Below are 19,592 nucleotides of genomic sequence, written 5' to 3'. Positions count from 1 at the left end.
CGGGCCATGACAATCGGAAAGCGTTTGAAGAAGGCCCGTGAGGGCGTCGATCGCGAGAAGCTCTACCCGCTCGCGGACGCCATCAAGATGGTCAAGGAGCGCGCCAAGTCGAAGTTCGACGAGACCATCGAGATCGCGATCAATCTCGGCGTCGACCCGCGCCACGCCGACCAGATGGTCCGCGGCGTCGTCAATCTGCCGAACGGCACCGGCCGCACCTTGCGCGTCGGCGTGTTCGCGCGCGGCGCCAAGGCCGAGGAAGCCAAGGCTGCCGGCGCCGACGTCGTCGGTGCTGAAGACCTGGTCGAGAAGGTGCAGGGCGGTGCGATCGATTTCGATCGTTGTATCGCGACCCCCGACATGATGCCGCTGGTCGGCCGCCTCGGTAAGGTGCTCGGTCCGCGCGGCATGATGCCGAACCCGAAGATCGGCACCGTGACCATGGACGTCGCCAACGCCGTGAAGGGTGCCAAGGGCGGCTCGGTCGAGTTCCGCGTCGAGAAGGCCGGCATCGTGCAGGCCGGCATCGGCAAGGCCTCGTTCTCCGAGGACAAGCTGGTCGAGAACGTCAAGGCGCTCGCCGACGCGGTCTCCAAGGCGAAGCCGGCGGGTTCCAAGGGCACCTATATCCAGCGCGTGGCGGTTTCCTCCACCATGGGTCCGGGCGTGAAGGTCGAGCCGGGCACCATCCTCGGCTGATATCCTTGGCCGTGACGAGATAAAGAGGGGCGGGATCGGGCAACCGGTTCCGCCCTTTGTTTTTGCCGGAGCGTTTTCGAGCGGAGGAAACGCGTCAGAACGAGAATCGAGAGTCGCGTTCCGCTTCAATTGGAATGGAAAAGGCTCCAGGTGAAGCCTCTCGCAGGAAAGAAGAACAATGCCCGATAAGGTCCTGGTCTATTCGCGCTTTCCCAAGGCCCAGCTGATCCGCTTCGGCGAGCGCTATGAACTGCTCAACGCCGCGGGCAAGCGGCTGGACGAAGCGTTTCCGACGGCCGAGCTCGCTGACGTCAGAGCCATGATCACTGCGGGCGGCACGCCGCTGCGTGGCGACGTCATGGACATGCTGCCGAAGCTCGGCGCGATCGTCTGCTATGGCACCGGCTATGACGGCGTCGATCTCGCCGCTGCCGCCCAGCGGGGCATCGCGGTTGGCCACAGCCCCGGTGCCAATGCGGCATCGGTTGCCGACACGGCATTGACCCTGATGCTGGCATCGGTGCGGCGTCTGCTGGTGGCCGACGACTATGTCCGGAGCGGCGACTGGGCCGGTGCAAAGCCGTCGCCGATGATGCGGCCGCAGGCCGGCATGCGCGGCCGCAAGGTCGGCGTCTACGGCATGGGCGAGATCGGCCGCAAGATCGCCGCCCGCGTCGCCGCCTTCGAGACCGAGGTCGGCTATTTCAGCCGCTCGAAGCACGACGTGCCGTACCAGTATTTTCCGACGCTGGAGGCGCTCACCGACTGGTGCAGCGTGCTCATGATCGCCGTACGCGCCGGCGCCGAGACCGAGCATGCGGTCAACGCCGACATCCTGCGCCGGCTCGGTGGTGACGGATTCGTCGTCAACATCTCGCGCGGCTCGGTCATTGACGAGGCGGCGCTGGTCGCGGCACTGACCGACGGCGTGATCGCCGGCGCCGGCCTCGACGTGTTCGCCCGGGAACCGCATACGCCGGGGCCGCTGACGGCGCTGCCGAACGTGGTGCTGTCGCCGCATCTCGGCGGCCACACCCTGGAATCGCACGTCGCAATGCAGGACTGCGTGCTCGCCAATCTCGACGCGTTCTTTGCCGGCCAGCCGTTGCCTTATAAGGTGAGCGGAGCATAAGCGCTTGCCGGTTCCGTGACCGGAACCGGTTCTCGGCCGTCATATGAAACTGGTCCAATATTTGCTCTTGGCAAGCCGGGCAGGACCGGCTACATAGCGCGCTCCGGGCGTGCTGGCACTTGCTGGCATGTCCGTGCTCGCATTCCGAAAACCTGAGATGATAGGAGATCATTCCTTTCCGCATGCCCGCAAGGATGCTCGAAAGGAAGGAGACCCGTCGCCTCGGAACGGAGTGAGAGCAGGGGCCTTCAGCGTGCTGAAGTGCCTCGATCCTGTCCAAGACTGCAGGCGCCCGCGAGAACTTCGTGTTTTCAACGGCTTAATCGCATGGCCTGCATAGACGGGTGAAGACCGGATTTTGCGCTTCACGTCGCGGCATGTTCGCGGCTGGAAGGCTGGTTTGGTTCGAACCTCGACAGCCCATGGCCGCAAGGCTTTGGGAGGGCAGGCTTCTAGATGTCGTCTTGCCCGGCATGTCCGAAGGGTCTTGTACCCTCTGGATCAGGTTTAGGGCGGGACGATGGGTGCAACCCGGCGGTCCCTGCCTTCGCGGAAAGGCCGCCAACCGGAAAGAGCTTGCTGTGGAACGAGCGGCAAAAAAAGAGTCGGTCGAACAACTCAACGAGGTCTTCAAGACCACGTCGGTTGCGATCGTTGCTCACTATTCCGGCCTCACCGTGGCCCAGATGCAGAAGCTGCGCATGCAGATGAAGCAGGCGGGCGCATCGGTGAAGGTCTCGAAGAACCGTCTCGCCAAAATTGCTCTTGAAGGCACTGACGTCGCTGCCATCGGCTCCCTGCTGAAGGGGCCGACCGTGATCGCTACTTCGAACGATCCGGTTGCGGCGCCAAAGGTTGCCATCGAATTCGCCAAGGCGAACGAGAAGTTCGTCATCCTCGGCGGCTCGATGGGTAAAACCGTCCTGAATGTCGACAGCGTGAAGGCGCTTGCCTCACTGCCGTCGCTCGACGAACTGCGCGGCAAGATCGTTGGCCTCCTCGTGGCGCCGGCGACCAAGCTTGCTCAGCTCTCGAATGCGCCTGCGGCCAAGCTCGCGCGCGTCATTCAGGCTCATGCCTCAAAGGGCGAAGCGGCCTGACCCTTCGCTAATCTCAAACCTGGTTCGAACCAAACGTTTAAGGAACTGAACAATGGCTGATCTGCAGAAAATCGTCGACGACCTCTCGAGCCTCACCGTGCTCGAAGCGGCCGAACTCGCCAAGCTCCTCGAAGAAAAGTGGGGCGTGTCCGCCGCTGCCGCCGTCGCGGTTGCTGGCCCGGCTGCCGGCGGCGCTGCCGCTGCTCCGGCTGAAGAGAAGACCGACTTCACCGTCGTGCTGGCTGCTGCCGGCGACAAGAAGATCGAAGTCATCAAGGAAGTCCGCGCCATCACCGGCCTGGGCCTGAAGGAAGCCAAGGACCTCGTCGAAGGCGCTCCGAAGCCCGTCAAGGAAGGCGTCAACAAGGACGAAGCCGACAAGATCAAGGCCCAGCTCGAGAAGGCTGGCGCCAAGGTCGAGCTCAAGTAATGCGCGATCCGGGAGCGCCGCAGGGCGCTCCCGGGCCATGCAAACGGCATGCGACAGGTTGTCGCGTAGCGTTCCGGACACAAAAAAGTGTGGGGATCCGTGGACTTAACCCTCGAATCTCCTTTATTGCCATCCCATATCGGGTTGGCAGCGGAAAAACACGGTAGGCGGCGGGGGCGGCAGGGTCCCTGGCGGAAGCCGTTGGGAGACAGTCAGATTTCGGGCTTTTTCAGTCCGTAAAGCGGAGCGTTTGGACGGGCGGGTGCAGTGATGCGCCCCGCGCGTTGTTTTGCGTTTTGGAGGTGGTGGTGGCCGGGACGGGGATTTAATTCCTGACTTTGCGCTTCGTTCCTTCGAGACGATTCGAAATTCAACCCGGGGCCGATGGCAGTCGCTCCCGGAAGGTTCGCCCCACAAAGGCGACGAAAATGAGAGGCCACGATGGCGCAGCAGACATTCACCGGTCGCAAACGCGTACGCAAGTTCTTCGGTCACATCAAGGAAGTCGCCGAGATGCCGAACCTCATCGAGGTTCAGAAGGCATCCTACGACCAGTTCCTGATGGTTGACGAGCCGGCCGGCGGTCGCCTCGACGAGGGCCTGCAGGCGGTGTTCCGCTCGGTGTTCCCGATCTCGGATTTCTCCGGCACCTCGATGCTCGAATTCGTGCGCTACGAGTTCGAGCAGCCGAAGTACGACGTCGATGAGTGCCGCCAGCGCGGCATGACCTTCGCTGCGCCGCTCAAGGTGACGCTGCGCCTCATCGTGTTCGATATCGACGAGGAAACCGGCGCCAAGTCGGTGAAGGACATCAAGGAGCAGGACGTCTACATGGGCGACATCCCGCTCATGACGATGAACGGCACCTTCGTCGTCAACGGCACCGAGCGCGTCATCGTCTCGCAGATGCACCGTTCGCCCGGCGTGTTCTTCGACCACGACAAGGGCAAGACCCATTCGTCCGGCAAGCTGCTGTTTGCCGCGCGCGTGATTCCGTATCGCGGTTCCTGGCTCGACATCGAGTTCGACGCCAAGGACATCGTGTTCGCGCGCATCGACCGCCGCCGCAAGCTGCCGGTGACCTCGCTGATGTACGCGCTCGGTCTCGACGGCGAGCAGATCCTGTCGACCTTCTACAAGAAGATCACCTACAAGCGGACCAAGGACGGATGGCGCGTGCCGTTCGATGCCAACCGCTTCCGCGGCTATTCGACCGTCAACGACCTGATCGACGCCGACACCGGCAAGGTGGTGCTCGAGGCCGGCAAGAAGCTGACCGTGCGCCAGGCGCGCCAGCTGCAGGAGAAGGGCCTCAAGGCGCTGCGCATGTCGGACGAGGAGCTCGTCGGCAACTACCTCGCCGAGGATCTCGTCAACCCGAAGACCGGTGAGATCTACGCCGAGGCCGGCGAGGAGATCACCGAGAAGTCGCTCAAGGTGCTCAACGAGCAGGGCTACAAGGACCTGCCGCTGCTCGACATCGACCACGTCAATGTCGGTGCCTACATCCGCAACACGCTCTCGGCCGACAAGAACATGACGCGTGAGGACGCGCTGTTCGACATCTACCGCGTGATGCGTCCGGGCGAGCCGCCGACGCTGGATTCGGCGCAGGCCATGTTCCAGTCGCTGTTCTTCGATGCCGAGCGCTACGACCTCTCCGCGGTTGGACGCGTCAAGATGAACATGCGCCTCGAGCTCGATGCGCCCGACACCCATCGCACGCTGCGCAAGGAAGACATCCTGGCGGTGATCAAGACGCTGGTCGACCTGCGTGACGGCAAGGGCGAGATCGACGACATCGACCATCTCGGCAACCGCCGGGTGCGCTCGGTCGGCGAGCTGATGGAGAACCAGTACCGGATCGGCCTGCTCCGCATGGAGCGTGCCATCAAGGAACGCATGTCGAGCGTCGATATCGACACCGTGATGCCGCAGGACCTGATCAACGCCAAGCCCGCGGCCGCCGCGGTGCGCGAGTTCTTCGGTTCCTCGCAGCTGTCGCAGTTCATGGACCAGACCAACCCGCTGTCGGAGATCACCCACAAGCGGCGCCTGTCGGCGCTTGGCCCGGGCGGTCTGACCCGCGAGCGTGCCGGCTTCGAAGTCCGCGACGTGCATCCGACGCATTACGGCCGCATCTGCCCGATCGAAACGCCGGAAGGTCCGAACATTGGCCTGATCAACTCGCTGGCGACGTTCGCGCGCGTCAACAAGTACGGCTTCGTCGAGACGCCCTATCGCAAGATCAAGGACGGCCGGGTCACCGACGAGGTGGTCTATCTGTCGGCGATGGAAGAGGGCCGCTACCGCGTCGCGCAGGCCAACGTGCCGCTCGATGCCAAGGGCCGCTTCACCGACGATCTGGTGGTCTGCCGTCATGCCGGCGAAGTGCTGCCGGTGACGCCGGACAAGGTCGACTACATGGACGTGTCGCCGAAGCAGCTGGTTTCGGTCGCCGCGGCTCTGATCCCGTTCCTCGAGAACGACGACGCCAACCGTGCGCTGATGGGCTCGAACATGCAGCGCCAGGCGGTGCCGCTGGTTCGCGCCGAGGCGCCGTTCGTCGGCACCGGCATGGAAGGCGTGGTCGCCCGTGACTCCGGTGCTGCGATCGCAGCCCGCCGTTCGGGCGTGATCGACCAGATCGACGCCACCCGCGTCGTGATCCGCGCCACCGAGGATCTCGATCCGACCAAGTCGGGCGTCGATATCTACCGGCTGATGAAGTACCAGCGCTCCAACCAGTCGACCTGCATCAACCAGCGTCCGCTGGTGAAGGTCGGCGACATCGTCAAGAAGGGCGACATCATCGCTGACGGTCCGTCGACCGATCTCGGCGAGCTCGCGCTCGGCCGCAACGTGCTGGTCGCGTTCATGCCGTGGAACGGCTACAACTTCGAAGACTCGATCCTGCTCTCCGAGCGGATCGTGAAGGACGACGTCTTCACCTCGATCCATATCGAGGAGTTCGAGGTGATGGCCCGCGATACCAAGCTCGGTCCTGAGGAAATCACCCGCGACATTCCGAACGTTTCGGAAGAAGCGCTGAAGAACCTCGACGAAGCCGGTATCGTCTACATCGGTGCGGAAGTCCGCGCCGGCGACATCCTGGTCGGCAAGATCACGCCGAAGGGCGAGAGCCCGATGACGCCGGAAGAGAAGCTGCTCCGCGCCATCTTCGGCGAGAAGGCCTCCGACGTCCGCGATACTTCGCTGCGCGTGCCTCCGGGCGTGCAGGGCACCATCGTGGAAGTCCGCGTGTTCAACCGCCACGGCGTCGACAAGGACGAGCGTGCGCTGGCGATCGAGCGGGAAGAGATCGAGCGTCTGGCCAAGGACCGCGACGACGAGCAGGCGATCCTGGACCGCAACGTCTACAACCGCCTCGCCGAGCTGCTGGAGAACCGCCAGGGCATCGCCGGCCCGAAGGGCTTCAAGAAGGATACCAAGATCACCCGCGCGGTGCTCGACGAGTATCCGAAGTCGCAGTGGTGGCTGTTCGCCTCGCCGAACGACAAGCTGATGGCCGAGATCGAGGCCATGCGGAAGCAGTACGACGAGTCGAAGAAGGGCCTCGAGCAGCGCTTCCTCGACAAGGTCGAGAAGCTGCAGCGTGGCGACGAGCTGCCGCCCGGCGTGATGAAGATGGTCAAGGTCTTCGTCGCGGTGAAGCGCAAGATCCAGCCCGGCGACAAGATGGCCGGCCGTCACGGCAACAAGGGCGTGGTGTCGAAGATCGTGCCGATCGAGGACATGCCGTTCCTCGAGGACGGTACGCATGCCGACATCGTGCTCAATCCGCTCGGCGTGCCCTCGCGCATGAACGTCGGCCAGATCCTCGAGACGCATCTCGGTTGGGCCTGCGCCGGCCTCGGCAAACGCATCGGCCAGACCATCGACGCCTATTATCAGAGGCAGGATCTCAAGCCGCTGCGCGAGACCCTGAAGAAGATCTACGGCGAGGATGAAACCATCAAGTCGCTGAACGACAACGAGCTGCTGGAGCTCGGCCGCAACCTGAGCCACGGCGTGCCGATCGCAACGCCGGTGTTCGACGGCGCCAAGGAAGCGGACATCGAGGAGATGCTGAAGCTCGCGGGCTTCGACGCCTCCGGCCAGTCGACCGTCTATGACGGCCGCACCGGCGATGCGTTCGATCGCAAGGTGACGATGGGCTACATCTACATGCTCAAGCTGCACCATCTCGTGGACGACAAGATCCACGCGCGTTCGATCGGTCCGTACTCGCTTGTCACCCAGCAGCCGCTGGGCGGCAAGGCGCAGTTCGGCGGCCAGCGCTTCGGCGAAATGGAGGTCTGGGCGCTGGAAGCCTACGGCGCCGCCTACACGCTGCAGGAGATGCTGACCGTGAAGTCGGACGACGTCGCCGGCCGTACCAAGGTGTACGAGGCGATCGTGCGCGGCGACGACACCTTCGAGGCCGGTATTCCGGAATCGTTCAACGTGCTGGTCAAGGAAATGCGCTCGCTCGGCCTCAACGTCGACCTGCACAATTCCAAGGTGGGACCGGCGCCGACGTCGGAAGCGGCCGAGTAACGCTGTGATTTATGCCCGGCGCGACAGCGCCGGGCCTTCGCGCTCCTCTCGGACGTTGAGCGGGGCGCACGCTGACTAAAACTTTCGAATTTGCTGCCGGTGACGATCGGCACGCGAGGAGAAGACCATGAATCAAGAGATTATGAATCTTTTCAATCCGACGACGCCGGCTCAGGTCTTCGACCAGATCCGGATTTCGATCGCGTCTCCGGAGAAGATTCTGTCCTGGTCGTACGGCGAGATCAAGAAGCCGGAGACCATCAACTACCGCACCTTCAAGCCGGAGCGTGACGGCCTGTTCTGCGCGCGCATCTTCGGGCCGATCAAGGACTACGAGTGCTTGTGCGGCAAGTACAAGCGGATGAAGTACAAGGGCATCATCTGCGAGAAGTGCTCGGTCGAGGTGACGCTGTCGCGCGTCCGGCGCGAGCGCATGGGCCATATCGAGCTGGCGGCCCCGGTCGCCCACATCTGGTTCCTGAAGTCGCTGCCGTCGCGCATCGGCTTGCTGCTCGACATGACCCTGAAGGATCTCGAGCGGATCCTGTACTTCGAATACTACGTCGTTCTCGAGCCGGGTCTGACCGCGCTGAAGGACCGTCAGCTGCTGTCTGAAGACGAGTATCTGAAGGCGCAGGACGAGTACGGCCAGGACAGCTTCACCGCCATGATCGGCGCCGAGGCGATCCGCGAGCTGCTGAAGGGGCTCGAGCTCGAGAAGCTCGAAGCGACGCTGCGCGCCGACATGGCGGAGACCGACTCCGACATCAAGCACAAGAAGCTCGCCAAGCGTCTGAAGATCGTCGAGGCCTTCCGCGTCTCCGGCAACAAGCCGGAGTGGATGATCATGACGGTGGTGCCGGTGATTCCGCCGGACCTGCGTCCGCTGGTGCCGCTCGACGGCGGCCGGTTCGCGACCTCGGACCTCAACGACCTCTACCGCCGCGTCATCAACCGCAACAACCGTTTGAAGCGGCTGATGGAGCTGCGCGCGCCCGACATCATCATCCGCAACGAAAAGCGCATGCTGCAGGAGGCCGTCGACGCGCTGTTCGACAACGGCCGCCGCGGCCGCGTCATCACGGGCGCCAACAAGCGCCCGCTGAAGTCGCTCGCCGACATGCTGAAGGGCAAGCAGGGCCGGTTCCGCCAGAACCTGCTCGGCAAGCGCGTCGACTATTCGGGCCGTTCGGTGATCGTGGTCGGTCCCGAGCTGCGCCTGCATCAGTGCGGCCTGCCGAAGAAGATGGCGCTCGAGCTGTTCAAGCCGTTCATCTACTCGCGGCTCGATGCCAAGGGCCTGTCCACCACGGTGAAGCAGGCCAAGAAGCTGGTCGAGAAGGAGCGTCCGGAGGTCTGGGATATCCTCGATGAGGTGATCCGCGAGCATCCGGTGCTGCTCAACCGCGCGCCGACGCTGCATCGCCTCGGCATTCAGGCGTTCGAGCCGGTGCTGATCGAGGGCAAGGCGATCCAGCTGCATCCGCTGGTCTGCGCCGCGTTCAACGCCGACTTCGACGGCGACCAGATGGCCGTGCACGTTCCGCTGTCGCTCGAAGCGCAGCTGGAAGCGCGCGTCCTGATGATGTCGACCAACAACATCCTGCATCCGGCGAACGGCCAGCCGATCATCGTGCCGTCGCAGGACATCGTGCTCGGCCTCTACTACGTCTCGATCATGCGCGAAGGCCTGCCCGGCGAGGGCAAGATCTTCGGCGACATGGCTGAGCTCGAGCACGCCCTGCATTCGAAGGTCATCCACCTCCACACCAAGATCAAGTACCGGTGGGAAGGCATGGACGAGGAAGGCAAGATGTCGAAGCGGTGGATCGAAACCACCGCGGGTCGCGTCATGCTCGGTAACCTGCTGCCGAAGAGCACCAAGATCTCGTACGACATCATCAACAAGCTGATGACCAAGCGTGAGATCTCCGGCGTGATCGACCAGGTCTACCGTCACTGCGGTCAGAAGGAGACGGTGATCTTCTGCGATCGCATCATGGCGCTCGGCTTCTACAACGCCTTCAAGGCGGGCATCTCGTTCGGCAAGGACGACATGGTCGTGCCGGCGTCGAAGTGGAAGATCGTGGACCAGACCCGTACGCTGGCGAAGGATTTCGAGCAGCAGTACAATGACGGCCTGATCACCCATGGCGAGAAGTACAACAAGGTCGTCGACGCCTGGTCGAAGGCCGGTGAAGAAGTCGCCAAGGCGATGATGAAGGAGATCTCGTCGACCAAGAAGACGGCGGCGGGCGCGGATGCCGACATCAACTCGATCTACATGATGGCGCACTCCGGTGCGCGTGGTTCGCCGGCCCAGATGCGCCAGCTCGCCGGCATGCGCGGCCTGATGGCCAAGCCGTCGGGCGAGATCATCGAGACGCCGATCATTTCCAACTTCAAGGAAGGTCTGTCGGTGCTCGAGTACTTCAACTCGACCCACGGCGCCCGCAAGGGCCTCGCGGACACCGCGTTGAAGACCGCGAACTCCGGCTACCTGACCCGCCGTCTGGTCGACGTCGCGCAGGACTGCATCATCACGCAGACCGATTGCGGCACCAAGCTCGGCATCAAGATGCGCGCCATCGTCGACGCCGGCACCGTGGTCGCCTCGCTCGGCTCGCGCATCCTGGGCCGCACGGCCTGCGATGACGTGCGCGATCCCGCCACCAACGAGGTCGTCATCAAGCGCGACACCTTGATGGAGGAGAGCCACGTCGACGTGATCCAGCAGGCCGGCATCCAGGAGGTGAAGATCCGCTCGGCACTGACCTGCGAGCTGGTCAACGGCATCTGCGCCAAGTGCTATGGCCGCGATCTGGCCCGCGGCACTCCGGTCAACCACGGTGAGGCCGTCGGCGTCATCGCGGCGCAGTCGATCGGTGAGCCCGGCACGCAGCTGACGATGCGCACGTTCCACATCGGCGGCGCCGCGCAGCTCAACGAGCAGTCGTTCGTCGAATCGAACTTCGACGGCAAGATCGTGATCCGGAACAAGGCCATCGCCCGCAACAGCGAAGGCAATCTGGTCGCGATGGTGCGCAACATGGTCGTTGCGATCGTCGATGCCGACGGCACCGAGCGTGCAACCCACCGTATTCAGTACGGTTCGAAGATGCACGTCGACGAAGGCGACATGGTCAAGCGTGGCCAGCGCATCGCGGAGTGGGATCCCTATACCCGCCCGGTGCTCACCGAAGTCGAGGGCACGATCGGGTTCGAGGATCTGGTCGAAGGCCAGTCGATCTCGGAAACGCTCGACGAATCGACCGGTATTGCCAAGCGCGTGGTCATCGACTGGCGCACGACGCGCGGCGGCTCGGACCTGCGTCCGGCCATCGTGGTCAAGGGCAAGGATGGCAAGGTGCTGAAGCTCGCGCGTGGCGGCGATGCCCGCTACATGCTGTCGGTCGACGGCATTCTGTCGGTCGACATCGGCGCGAAGGTGATGCCCGGCGACATCCTGGCGCGTATCTCGACCGAGAGCGCCAAGACGCGTGACATCACTGGCGGTCTGCCGCGGGTGGCGGAACTGTTCGAGGCTCGCAAGCCGAAGGATGCGGCGATCATCGCGGAGACCGCGGGAACGATCCGCTTCGGCCGCGACTACAAGAACAAGCGCCGCATCTCGATCGAGCCGATGGACAAGACCGAGGAGCCGCGCGAGTACCTGATCCCGAAGGGCAAGCACATCCACCTTCAGGACGGCGACATCGTCGAAAAGGGCGATTTCATCGTCGAAGGCAATCCGGCGCCGCACGACATCCTGGCGATCAAGGGCATCGAGGAACTCGCTGCCTATCTGGTCAACGAAATCCAGGAGGTCTACCGGTTGCAGGGCGTGCTCATCAACGACAAGCACATCGAGGTGATTGTCCGTCAGATGCTGCAGAAGGTCGAGGTCACCGATCAGGGCGACACCGACATGATCTCGGGCGAGCAGGTCGACAAGATCGAGTTCGACGCGCTCAACGTCAAGGCCAAGGAAGAGGGCAAGAAGCCCGCCACGGGTACGCCGGTTCTGCTCGGCATCACCAAGGCGAGCTTGCAGACCCGCTCGTTCTTCTCGGCGGCCTCGTTCCAGGAGACCACGCGCGTGCTCACCGAGGCGGCGGTCAACGGCAAGATCGACCCGCTCGAAGGCCTCAAGGAGAACGTCATTGTCGGCCGCCTGATCCCGGCCGGCACCGGCGCCTCGATGGCGCGGATCCGCGAAGTCGCGGTCAAGCGCGACAAGCTGATCCTCGACGAGCGCGAGAAGCAGCAGGCGGCGATCGTGCCGACGGCCCCGGAAGCGGAGCCGCTGGCGCTGCCGCCCGCGGAATAGGCCTCCGCAAGACTACGGTAATGGCGAGAAGGCCGGCGTTTTGCCGGCCTTTTTGCTGCTTTCTTTCCCTGCTGCGGTGCAGGGACGCAGTTTGTTCATCTTCCCTTCAGGCAAAAAAGTGCTTTTGCTAGGGTGACTTAGACCGGCTGTTTGGCTCGCGCCGGAGACGACGGAACCCATATGCTCGACTTGGCGATTGTAGGCGGCGGCCCCGGGGGGCTGATGAGCGCCTGGTATTTGAAGCGCAAACTCGGCGACCTCTGCCGCATCACCATCTTCGAGGCGTCGAACCGCCTCGGCGGCAAGATCGTCACGCGCAAATTCGACAGCGCGCCCGCGATGTACGAGGCCGGCGTTGCCGAGATCTACGATTACTCGATGACGGGACCCGACCCGCTGCGCGAGCTGATCCAGCATTTCGGCCTGCAGACGATCCCGATGGATGCCGAGCAGGTGCAGCTCGACGGCGAGCTGCTCGCCGACGTGCCCGGCATGCGCCGCAAATACGGCGCGAAGACCGCGGCTGCGATCGAGGCGTTCCGCAAGCGTTGCACCGACCTGGTGTCGCCGATCGAGTATTACGAGGGCGTCGGCGCCCACGACAATGAGCATCCGTGGGCCTACAAGACCGCCGAGCAGATCCTCGACGAAGAGGTCGAGGACGCGACCGCCAAGCGGTTCTTCAAGGTGATGGCGCGCTCGGACCTTGCGACCGAGAGCCACAACACCAACGGCCTCAACGCGCTGAAGAACTACGTGATGGACGTCGACGGTTATATCGGCCTGTATTCGATCCAGAACGGCAACGAGCAGCTGATCGATTGCCTGCGCTCGGAGGTCAGCGCCGACATCCAGCTCAACCATCGCGTCCTCAAGGTCGGCAAGACCGCGACCGGCCGCTACCAGCTCAACATGATGAACGGCAAGGGCCCGGAGACGCGCGACTTCGACCTCGTGCTGGTCTGCCTGCCGCACTCATGGCTCGCGACCATGCGCTGGGACGGCGAGCAGTTGCGCAAGTCGATGGTCAAGCACGTCGCCTATTTCGATCGGCCCGCGCACTATCTGCGCGTCTCGATCCTGTTCGACGAGCCGTTCTGGGGCGAGAAGATCCCGGGCGCCTGGTTCATGTCGGAGGCGTTCGGCGGCTGCTGCGTCTACAACGAAGGCGCGCGCCACGATGTCGGCAAGCACGGCGTGCTGAACTGGCTGATCGCCGGCTCCGACGCGCTCGCCTACGCCAATCTCAGCGACGAGGAACTGATCGACGCCGCACTGAAGTCGCTGCCGGCCTCGCTCGGCGATGCCCGCGCGCATTTCCTCGAAGGCAAGACCCACCGCTGGCTGTCGTCGGTCAACGCGCTGCCGGGCGGCCTGCCGGTGCGCGACGTCATGACCAACCATCGTCCCGAGCCGAAGGAGCACCCCGGCATCGTGGTGGTGGGCGACTATCTGTTCGATTCGACGCTGAACGGGCTGCTCGATTCCTCCGATGCCGCGACCGACATCGTCGTCACCGAGATGATGCGGCTGCGTCGCGCCCGCGCGCAGGACGATGGCGCGCAGGGCGACAAGATCGACCGCACCTATTTCGACAATTATCGCGGCGTCGGTCCCTACAGCGAGGTCTGGCGCAACTTCACCGATCCGGCCTATCTGACCGACCTGATCAAGACGGTCTGGGGCAGGGCGAAGGGCTACAAGCTGCTGATCGCCGGCTCCGCCAGCGGCGAGCTGGTCGGGGCACTGCGCGAGCGCGGCATCGATGCCTGGGGCATCGAGAACAACCGCTACATCCACGGCAAGACGCCGAAGGCACTCAAGAAGTACAACAAGCTCGGCTCGATCGCCGACATGCCGTTCAAGGACAACGAGTTCGACTTCGTGTTCGAGACCTCGCTGTGTCATCTCGGCGAGAAGCAGGTCGTGCGCGGGGTGCGCGAGCTCAATCGCGTGGTCAAGACTGGCGTCGTGTTCGCGTCGGTGACCTCGGACATGGCGCCGGCGGTGATCGATCGCTACGACCTGTTGCGCGGAGTGAAGAAGCTCGGCACCTGGTGGGAATGGTCGGAACTGTTCTTCGGCAACGGCTTCGACCTGTCGATGCATCGGCGCGACTGCACCGATGCGCTGTGGACGCTGACGCTCGCCGCCAACAAGGGGCCGGGACAGTGGTACGCCGACTCCGACAGCCTGCGTTATTCGTTCTTCGACAAGGTCGAGGCCGACCTCGACGACTAGCGGCGGCGACTGTCGGCTTCTGACGCGAGGCGATCGGCCTTGCGCCAACCAACGGTCAGACCGCGGCCGTGCTGTGATGCCGAATCCACGGCACGGCGTGGCTGCGCGTCGCGCGGTTCCAAACGCTTTGCCGAATTCACCTTGATCGCATAGGATCGCGGCCGCAGCGTTGTCGGCTGCGGTTTCGATTTGCGGTCATGCCGGCCGTGGAGCATCGGTTGGTTTCATGGCGCCAAGACCTCCTGCATCAAGACCTCCTGCATCAGACGATCCCGCGAGATCGGCGGCCGACGATCCCGAGCTGAAGAAGAAGCTTGCGCCGGTGGCCGGTCCGCCTGCAGCAGCAGCCTCCACGAAGCCCGCCGCTGCCCCGGCCGACGACGAAGATGAGGACGACGAGGAGGACGAGTTCGAGCTCGACGATGATGATGACGAGGATCTCGTCGTCTTCACCGCCAAGGAGGCCGCCGGCGCGTTGTCGACGATCTTCGGCTTCGTCAAGCCGATCCTGGCGAACTACAGGAAGCCGTTCGCCTTCGTCGCCATCGGCGTGCTGGTCGAGACGTTGTTCAACGTCATCATGCCGCTCAGCCTGAAATTCCTGATCGACGACGCGCTCGGCGAGGAAGACTTCCAGGCGCTCTACAAGATCCTCGGCGTGCTCGCCGTGGCCGGCATCGTCACCTCGATCATCGCGGTCTGGTACGAGCGCTGGGATGCGCGGCTCGCCGCCGGCATCATCGCCGACGTCCGGACTCGCATCTTCGAGCACGTCCAAAACTTGCCATCGGCCTATTTCGCGCGCACCAAGCGCGGCGAGATCCTGTCGCGCTTCTCGATCGATCTCTCTGCGTTCGAGGGCTCGGTCAAGACCTTTGCCAACAGCGCGGCGCTGCCCGGCCTCGAGTTGATCGCCGGCATCATCCTGATGCTGTTCCTGAACTGGCAGCTTGCCGCGGTCGCCTTGCTGGTGTTTCCGATCACGCTGATCGGGCCGCGCATCCTGACGCCGAAGGCGGTGCAGGCCAATTACGAGCAGAAGCAGAACGAAGCCGCGCTGCTGGGAACCGTGCAGGAGAACGTCGCCGCGCAGGCGGTCGTCAAGGCGTTCAATCTGCAGCGCCGGGCGCTCGGCTGGTTCACGCTGCGCAACCGCGACGTCCGCGCCAAGGCCGCCTCGGCGATGTTCCTGTCGACCATGGTGGAGCGCACCGTCACCATCGCGGTGCTGCTGCTCCACCTCGTGGTGCTGGCGATCGGCGCCTATCTGGCCACCAAGGGGCAGATCACGGTCGGCACCTTCGTGACCTTCGAGAGCGCATTCTGGGAGGTGTCCTACAACATCGCCCATCTGATGCATTTCATCCCGGTGTCGATCTCGTCGGCGGCGGCGGTGCGGCACATCCAGGAACTGCTGGACGAGCCGACCCGCGGTGCCGACCGTCCCGGTGCGCCGGATCTGCCGCGCATCACCAACGACATCTCCTTCGACCGCGTCACCTTCCAGTATGAAGGGGCGCAGACGCCGGTGCTCGACAATCTCAGCCTGAAGCTCAATGCCGGCAAGAGCATCGCGATCGTCGGCCCGAGCGGATCCGGCAAGAGCACGCTGATCAACCTGATCCTGCGGCTCTACGTGCCGGACGAGGGCCGTGTCACGATCGACGGCGTCGATATCCGTCGGGTGACGCGCGAGTCGCTGCGGGCCAACATGGCGGTCGTGTTCCAGGAGAACATGCTGTTCAACATGTCGATCCGCGAGAACATCCGGCTCGGCAAGGAGGGGGCGACCGACGCGGAAGTCGAGGACGCCGCGAAGAAGGCCGAGATCCATCGCTACATCATGAGCCTGCCGCAGCGCTACGACACGCCGGTCGGCGAGCGCGGCGATACCCTGTCCGGCGGCCAGCGCCAGCGCATCGCGATCGCGCGCGCGCTGATCCGCAATCCATCCGTGCTGCTGCTCGACGAGGCGACCTCGGCGCTGGACCAGACCACGGAGGCCGCGATCAACCGCACGCTGCTCAAGGTCGCCGAAGGGCGCACGATGATCTGGTCGACGCACCGCCTGACCTCGGTGGTCGAGATGGACGAGATCATCGTGATCTCAGGCGGCAGGGCGATCGAACGCGGCTCGCATGAGGAACTGCTGGCCCGCAACGGCGTCTACCGCAAGCTGTGGGACGACCAGGGACATGTGCATCACGACGATGACGACGAAGACGACGACGCGGACGATGACGACGAGGATGAAGACGACGAGGATGAGGACGAAGACGAGGAGGCGTGACGCCCGCGCCTCGTAGCTCGTGACGTCCGGCTGCTACGCCCGGTCCGCCGCCTGCGGACGCTGCCGGAACTGATTGGCTGTCCGCGTTGTCGAGGCCGCCTGTGGGCGGTGCAGCCGGCGCAGCGAGCCCCGGCCGAGATAGCCGAGGAAGCGCGCCCAGCGCTGGGCTTGCCAGTAGGGTCCGCCGCCGATCGACACCTTGCGGAAATTGAAGGCCTTGGCGTTCGACCAGGCGTCGCATTCCGTCTTGACCGGATCGTCGTAGAAGGCGGTGATCTTCTCCTCGCCCATGCCGTCGGTGGCAAGCCAGGCCGGGATGTGGACGTTGCAGAGCTGCGACACGTCGGTGAACACCTTGTCGGTCCCTGTTCCGGTGACCGGGCAGGTGCTGGCGAAGGCGTCGCCGACCAGCACGACGCCGGCCTGCCGGTAGCCGGTGCTGACATAGACGTCGGCGGGGCGGATCTTAATGTCGCCGGCGACGTCGAATTCGCCGGTGAGCCGGCGCAGCCGCGGCAGTGCGGCGTTCAGCGTCTCGACGGGATTGCGCCGCATCGCGCGCAGCCACGGATCGTCGGCCTGGCGGTAGGTGAAGAGGTTGGCGCGCATCCGGTTTCCGATCGGAAACAGCGTGATGTAGGGGATGCGGTCGCTCGGCCGCTCCGAGAAATAGGTCATGGCCGCGAACGGGAAGGCGGGCCGGCCGACGGGAACGAAATCGAACCCGAGCGAGATCGAGTGGCAGTGGCTGGTGATCAGCCGCTCGATGCCGAGCATCCGGCGCAGTCCGACGTTCAGGCCGTTGGCGAGCACCACCAGGCGCGCCGAGATCTCCTCGCCGCCCGAGAGCACCAGCTTCTGGCGCTCGGAGCTGGTCGCGACGTTGACGACCTTGTCGCAGATGAATTCCGCCGGCTGCGCGATCTCGTCCCGAATCGCGGTGATCAGGTCGTCGTACATGATGCCGTATTGCCGGCTCGGCTGCCGGTCGAGCAGATGACCGAATCGCGCGATCCAGTTCTCACCGTCCAGCGTGGCCGAACGGAGCACGGATTCGGCAAGGCCGGTCCTTCCGAATCGTTCGAGCTGGAGGTCGCCGCCGATCTTCTCGACCCGGAAATCGAACGGATAGACCTGATGCGGGTCGATCAGGACAGCCGGTATTCCGGCACGGCCGAGCATGGCGGCTGCGATCGAGCCCGCAAGGCCTCCGCCGATGATCGCGATGTCGGTGTACCGCATGAGAGCTTCCGTGGCCGTAGATCGCAATTTTTGCGCTGCGAATGGCAAATAAAGGCTTAGTTTCGAAATTTGCATTCAGGACTAAGTTGGGGAGAATTGTTTCTGATCGTATTTTACCCGGGTTAAATATGATTCCGCGCCCGCGCCGGAGATTCGGATAGAGGTGAGGGGAGGCCTGAGGCTGTCACAATCCGTCGCTTGCCGAGCGCTGATGAAATGCGAAATACGCAAGCGGCAGAGGCGTTTCTTTGCTTGTCGTTTTGCTTGACTTCACTATCTCTCGATTATACAAGGCGCCCACTTAACGACAGGCGGTGAGCTACGCCAGCGTCGGAACGGAACACCCGAAGGCCCTTTTTCAGGCGCCGGACGGGCACCAACCTCGACGAATGCCGCTCAAACGCTGTCGATGATAGCTAGGCAATGCCAGGACGATATTGGTTCTCTTGAGCACGTCCTCTTGAGAGTGATTTCGGATGCATGACCTCGGTGGCGGGCCGGACAGCGAACGCTGAACGGTACGGAATCGCGGTCCTCTGTGGCGTCGAAGCGCTTTCCGCTCAGCGATGAGTGGTTGGCGCGATTTCGCTTTGCGCGGGTATTTGATTCGCGTCGAGCGGGCCGTACGGGACGGCTTTTCCCGAGAAGAATTGGCGAAGCCATTCAAGGCTTCGCGCGAACTAAAGGGTGAAGGCTACATGCCGACGATCAACCAGCTGATCGCAAAACCGCGTGAAGTGCAGAAGTCACGTAAGAAGGTGCCGGCGCTGCAGCAGTCGCCGCAGAAGCGCGGCGTGTGCACGCGCGTCTACACCACGACCCCGAAGAAGCCGAACTCGGCGCTTCGTAAGGTTGCCAAGGTGCGCCTGACCAACGGCTTCGAGGTGATCGGTTACATCCCGGGTGAGGGCCATAACCTTCAGGAGCACTCGGTGGTCATGATCCGCGGCGGCCGCGTCAAGGACTTGCCCGGCGTGCGCTACCACATCCTCCGCGGCGTGCTGGATACCCAGGGCGTCAAGAACCGTAAGCAGCGTCGTTCGAAGTACGGCGCGAAGCGTCCGAAGTAAGCGGGAAACGATCAGATGTCGCGTCGCCATTCTGCTGAGAAGCGTGAAGTTCTTCCGGATCCGAAGTTCGGGAACATCATCATTACGAAGTTCATGAACTCGGTGATGTACGCCGGGAAGAAGTCGGTTGCCGAAAACATCGTCTACGGTGCGCTCGGCATGATCGAGACCAAGACCAAGCAGAACCCGCTCGGCGTGTTCGAGCAGGCGCTTGAGAACGTGATGCCGACCATCGAGGTCCGTTCCCGCCGCGTCGGCGGCGCGACCTACCAGGTTCCGGTGGAAGTCCGTTCGGTGCGCCGTCAGGCGCTCGGCATCCGCTGGCTGATCTCGGCTGCCCGCGAGCGCAACGAGAAGACCATGACCGAGCGTCTCTCGGCGGAGCTGCTCGACGCCTCGAACAACCGCGGCAACGCGGTTAAGAAGCGTGAAGACGTGCACCGGATGGCGGAAGCCAACCGCGCGTTCTCGCACTATCGCTGGTAAGGCGAATAACGG

The 19,592-nt window shown here is 63.7% G+C and carries 11 protein-coding genes; 10 read left to right on the top strand and 1 reads right to left on the bottom strand.

All coding sequences use genetic code 11. The features are described 5' to 3' along the window. Window positions 1-6 precede the first annotated feature (6 nt). From rplA to CK489_RS31990, 8 genes are all read left to right on the top strand, one after another. Window positions 7-699: a 50S ribosomal protein L1 gene (gene rplA, locus CK489_RS32030; protein ID WP_050625732.1), complete on the top strand. Its 693-nt coding sequence runs from the start codon at window positions 7-9 to the stop codon at window positions 697-699. Between the two features lie 178 nt (window positions 700-877). After that, entirely contained in the window at window positions 878-1,831 is a 954-nt protein-coding gene (locus tag CK489_RS32025) for a 2-hydroxyacid dehydrogenase (RefSeq protein ID WP_095735105.1), read from the top strand. A gap of 581 nt (window positions 1,832-2,412) precedes the next feature. Further along, complete coding sequence (gene rplJ, locus CK489_RS32020; RefSeq protein WP_028335452.1) at window positions 2,413-2,931, top strand: 50S ribosomal protein L10; 519 nt, start codon at window positions 2,413-2,415, stop codon at window positions 2,929-2,931. A gap of 52 nt (window positions 2,932-2,983) precedes the next feature. Beyond that, on the top strand, window positions 2,984-3,361 hold the full coding sequence (rplL, locus tag CK489_RS32015; RefSeq protein WP_050420389.1) for a 50S ribosomal protein L7/L12: 378 nt from the start codon (window positions 2,984-2,986) through the stop codon (window positions 3,359-3,361). Window positions 3,362-3,802: 441 nt separating this feature from the next. Beyond that, entirely contained in the window at window positions 3,803-7,921 is a 4,119-nt protein-coding gene (gene rpoB, locus CK489_RS32010) for a DNA-directed RNA polymerase subunit beta (protein WP_095735104.1), read from the top strand. Window positions 7,922-8,048: 127 nt separating this feature from the next. Beyond that, window positions 8,049-12,251, top strand: coding sequence for a DNA-directed RNA polymerase subunit beta' (rpoC, locus tag CK489_RS32005; protein ID WP_095735103.1), 4,203 nt, complete (start codon window positions 8,049-8,051; stop codon window positions 12,249-12,251). A 180-nt stretch (window positions 12,252-12,431) separates the two neighbouring features. Further along, a complete protein-coding gene (locus CK489_RS32000; RefSeq protein WP_050625736.1) occupies window positions 12,432-14,492 on the top strand; it encodes an FAD-dependent oxidoreductase in 2,061 nt (686 codons plus the stop codon). A gap of 226 nt (window positions 14,493-14,718) precedes the next feature. Further along, the gene (locus CK489_RS31990) at window positions 14,719-16,782 is read left to right on the top strand and encodes an ABC transporter ATP-binding protein (RefSeq protein WP_095735102.1); all 2,064 of its coding nucleotides are present in this window, start codon (window positions 14,719-14,721) and stop codon (window positions 16,780-16,782) included. 33 nt (window positions 16,783-16,815) lie between these two features. On the opposite strand, the gene CK489_RS31985 is transcribed toward CK489_RS31990, so the two are convergent. Next, complete coding sequence (locus tag CK489_RS31985) at window positions 16,816-18,024, bottom strand: FAD-dependent oxidoreductase (protein ID WP_095735101.1); 1,209 nt, start codon at window positions 18,022-18,024, stop codon at window positions 16,816-16,818. A gap of 698 nt (window positions 18,025-18,722) precedes the next feature. Here CK489_RS31985 and rpsL point away from each other — a divergent pair. Then, window positions 18,723-19,094 (top strand): 30S ribosomal protein S12, encoded by a 372-nt coding sequence (rpsL, locus tag CK489_RS31980; protein ID WP_028168167.1) that lies wholly within the window; start codon window positions 18,723-18,725, stop codon window positions 19,092-19,094. 15 nt (window positions 19,095-19,109) lie between these two features. Further along, window positions 19,110-19,580 (top strand): 30S ribosomal protein S7, encoded by a 471-nt coding sequence (rpsG, locus tag CK489_RS31975; RefSeq protein WP_050625739.1) that lies wholly within the window; start codon window positions 19,110-19,112, stop codon window positions 19,578-19,580. The last annotated feature ends 12 nt before the right edge of the window (window positions 19,581-19,592 follow it).

The organism is Bradyrhizobium sp. UFLA03-84, from assembly GCF_002289535.1.
Lineage (GTDB): Bacteria > Pseudomonadota > Alphaproteobacteria > Rhizobiales > Xanthobacteraceae > Bradyrhizobium > Bradyrhizobium viridifuturi.
The sequence above is the reverse complement of the archived record's forward strand: the minus strand, read 5'-3'. Positions and strand labels throughout refer to the sequence as shown.

Bases quoted from the DNA above. Each gene is read 5' to 3' on its own strand.
- rplA (WP_050625732.1), top strand. From the start codon at position 7: ATGACAATCGGAAAGCGTTTGAAGAAGGCCCGTGAGGGCGTCGATCGC.
- CK489_RS31985 (WP_095735101.1), bottom strand. From the start codon at position 18,024: ATGCGGTACACCGACATCGCGATCATCGGCGGAGGCCTTGCGGGCTCG.
- rpsG (WP_050625739.1), top strand. From the start codon at position 19,110: ATGTCGCGTCGCCATTCTGCTGAGAAGCGTGAAGTTCTTCCGGATCCG.
- rplL (WP_050420389.1), top strand. From the start codon at position 2,984: ATGGCTGATCTGCAGAAAATCGTCGACGACCTCTCGAGCCTCACCGTG.
- rpoB (WP_095735104.1), top strand. From the start codon at position 3,803: ATGGCGCAGCAGACATTCACCGGTCGCAAACGCGTACGCAAGTTCTTC.
- CK489_RS32000 (WP_050625736.1), top strand. From the start codon at position 12,432: ATGCTCGACTTGGCGATTGTAGGCGGCGGCCCCGGGGGGCTGATGAGC.
- rpsL (WP_028168167.1), top strand. From the start codon at position 18,723: ATGCCGACGATCAACCAGCTGATCGCAAAACCGCGTGAAGTGCAGAAG.
- CK489_RS31990 (WP_095735102.1), top strand. From the start codon at position 14,719: ATGGCGCCAAGACCTCCTGCATCAAGACCTCCTGCATCAGACGATCCC.
- rpoC (WP_095735103.1), top strand. From the start codon at position 8,049: ATGAATCAAGAGATTATGAATCTTTTCAATCCGACGACGCCGGCTCAG.
- CK489_RS32025 (WP_095735105.1), top strand. From the start codon at position 878: ATGCCCGATAAGGTCCTGGTCTATTCGCGCTTTCCCAAGGCCCAGCTG.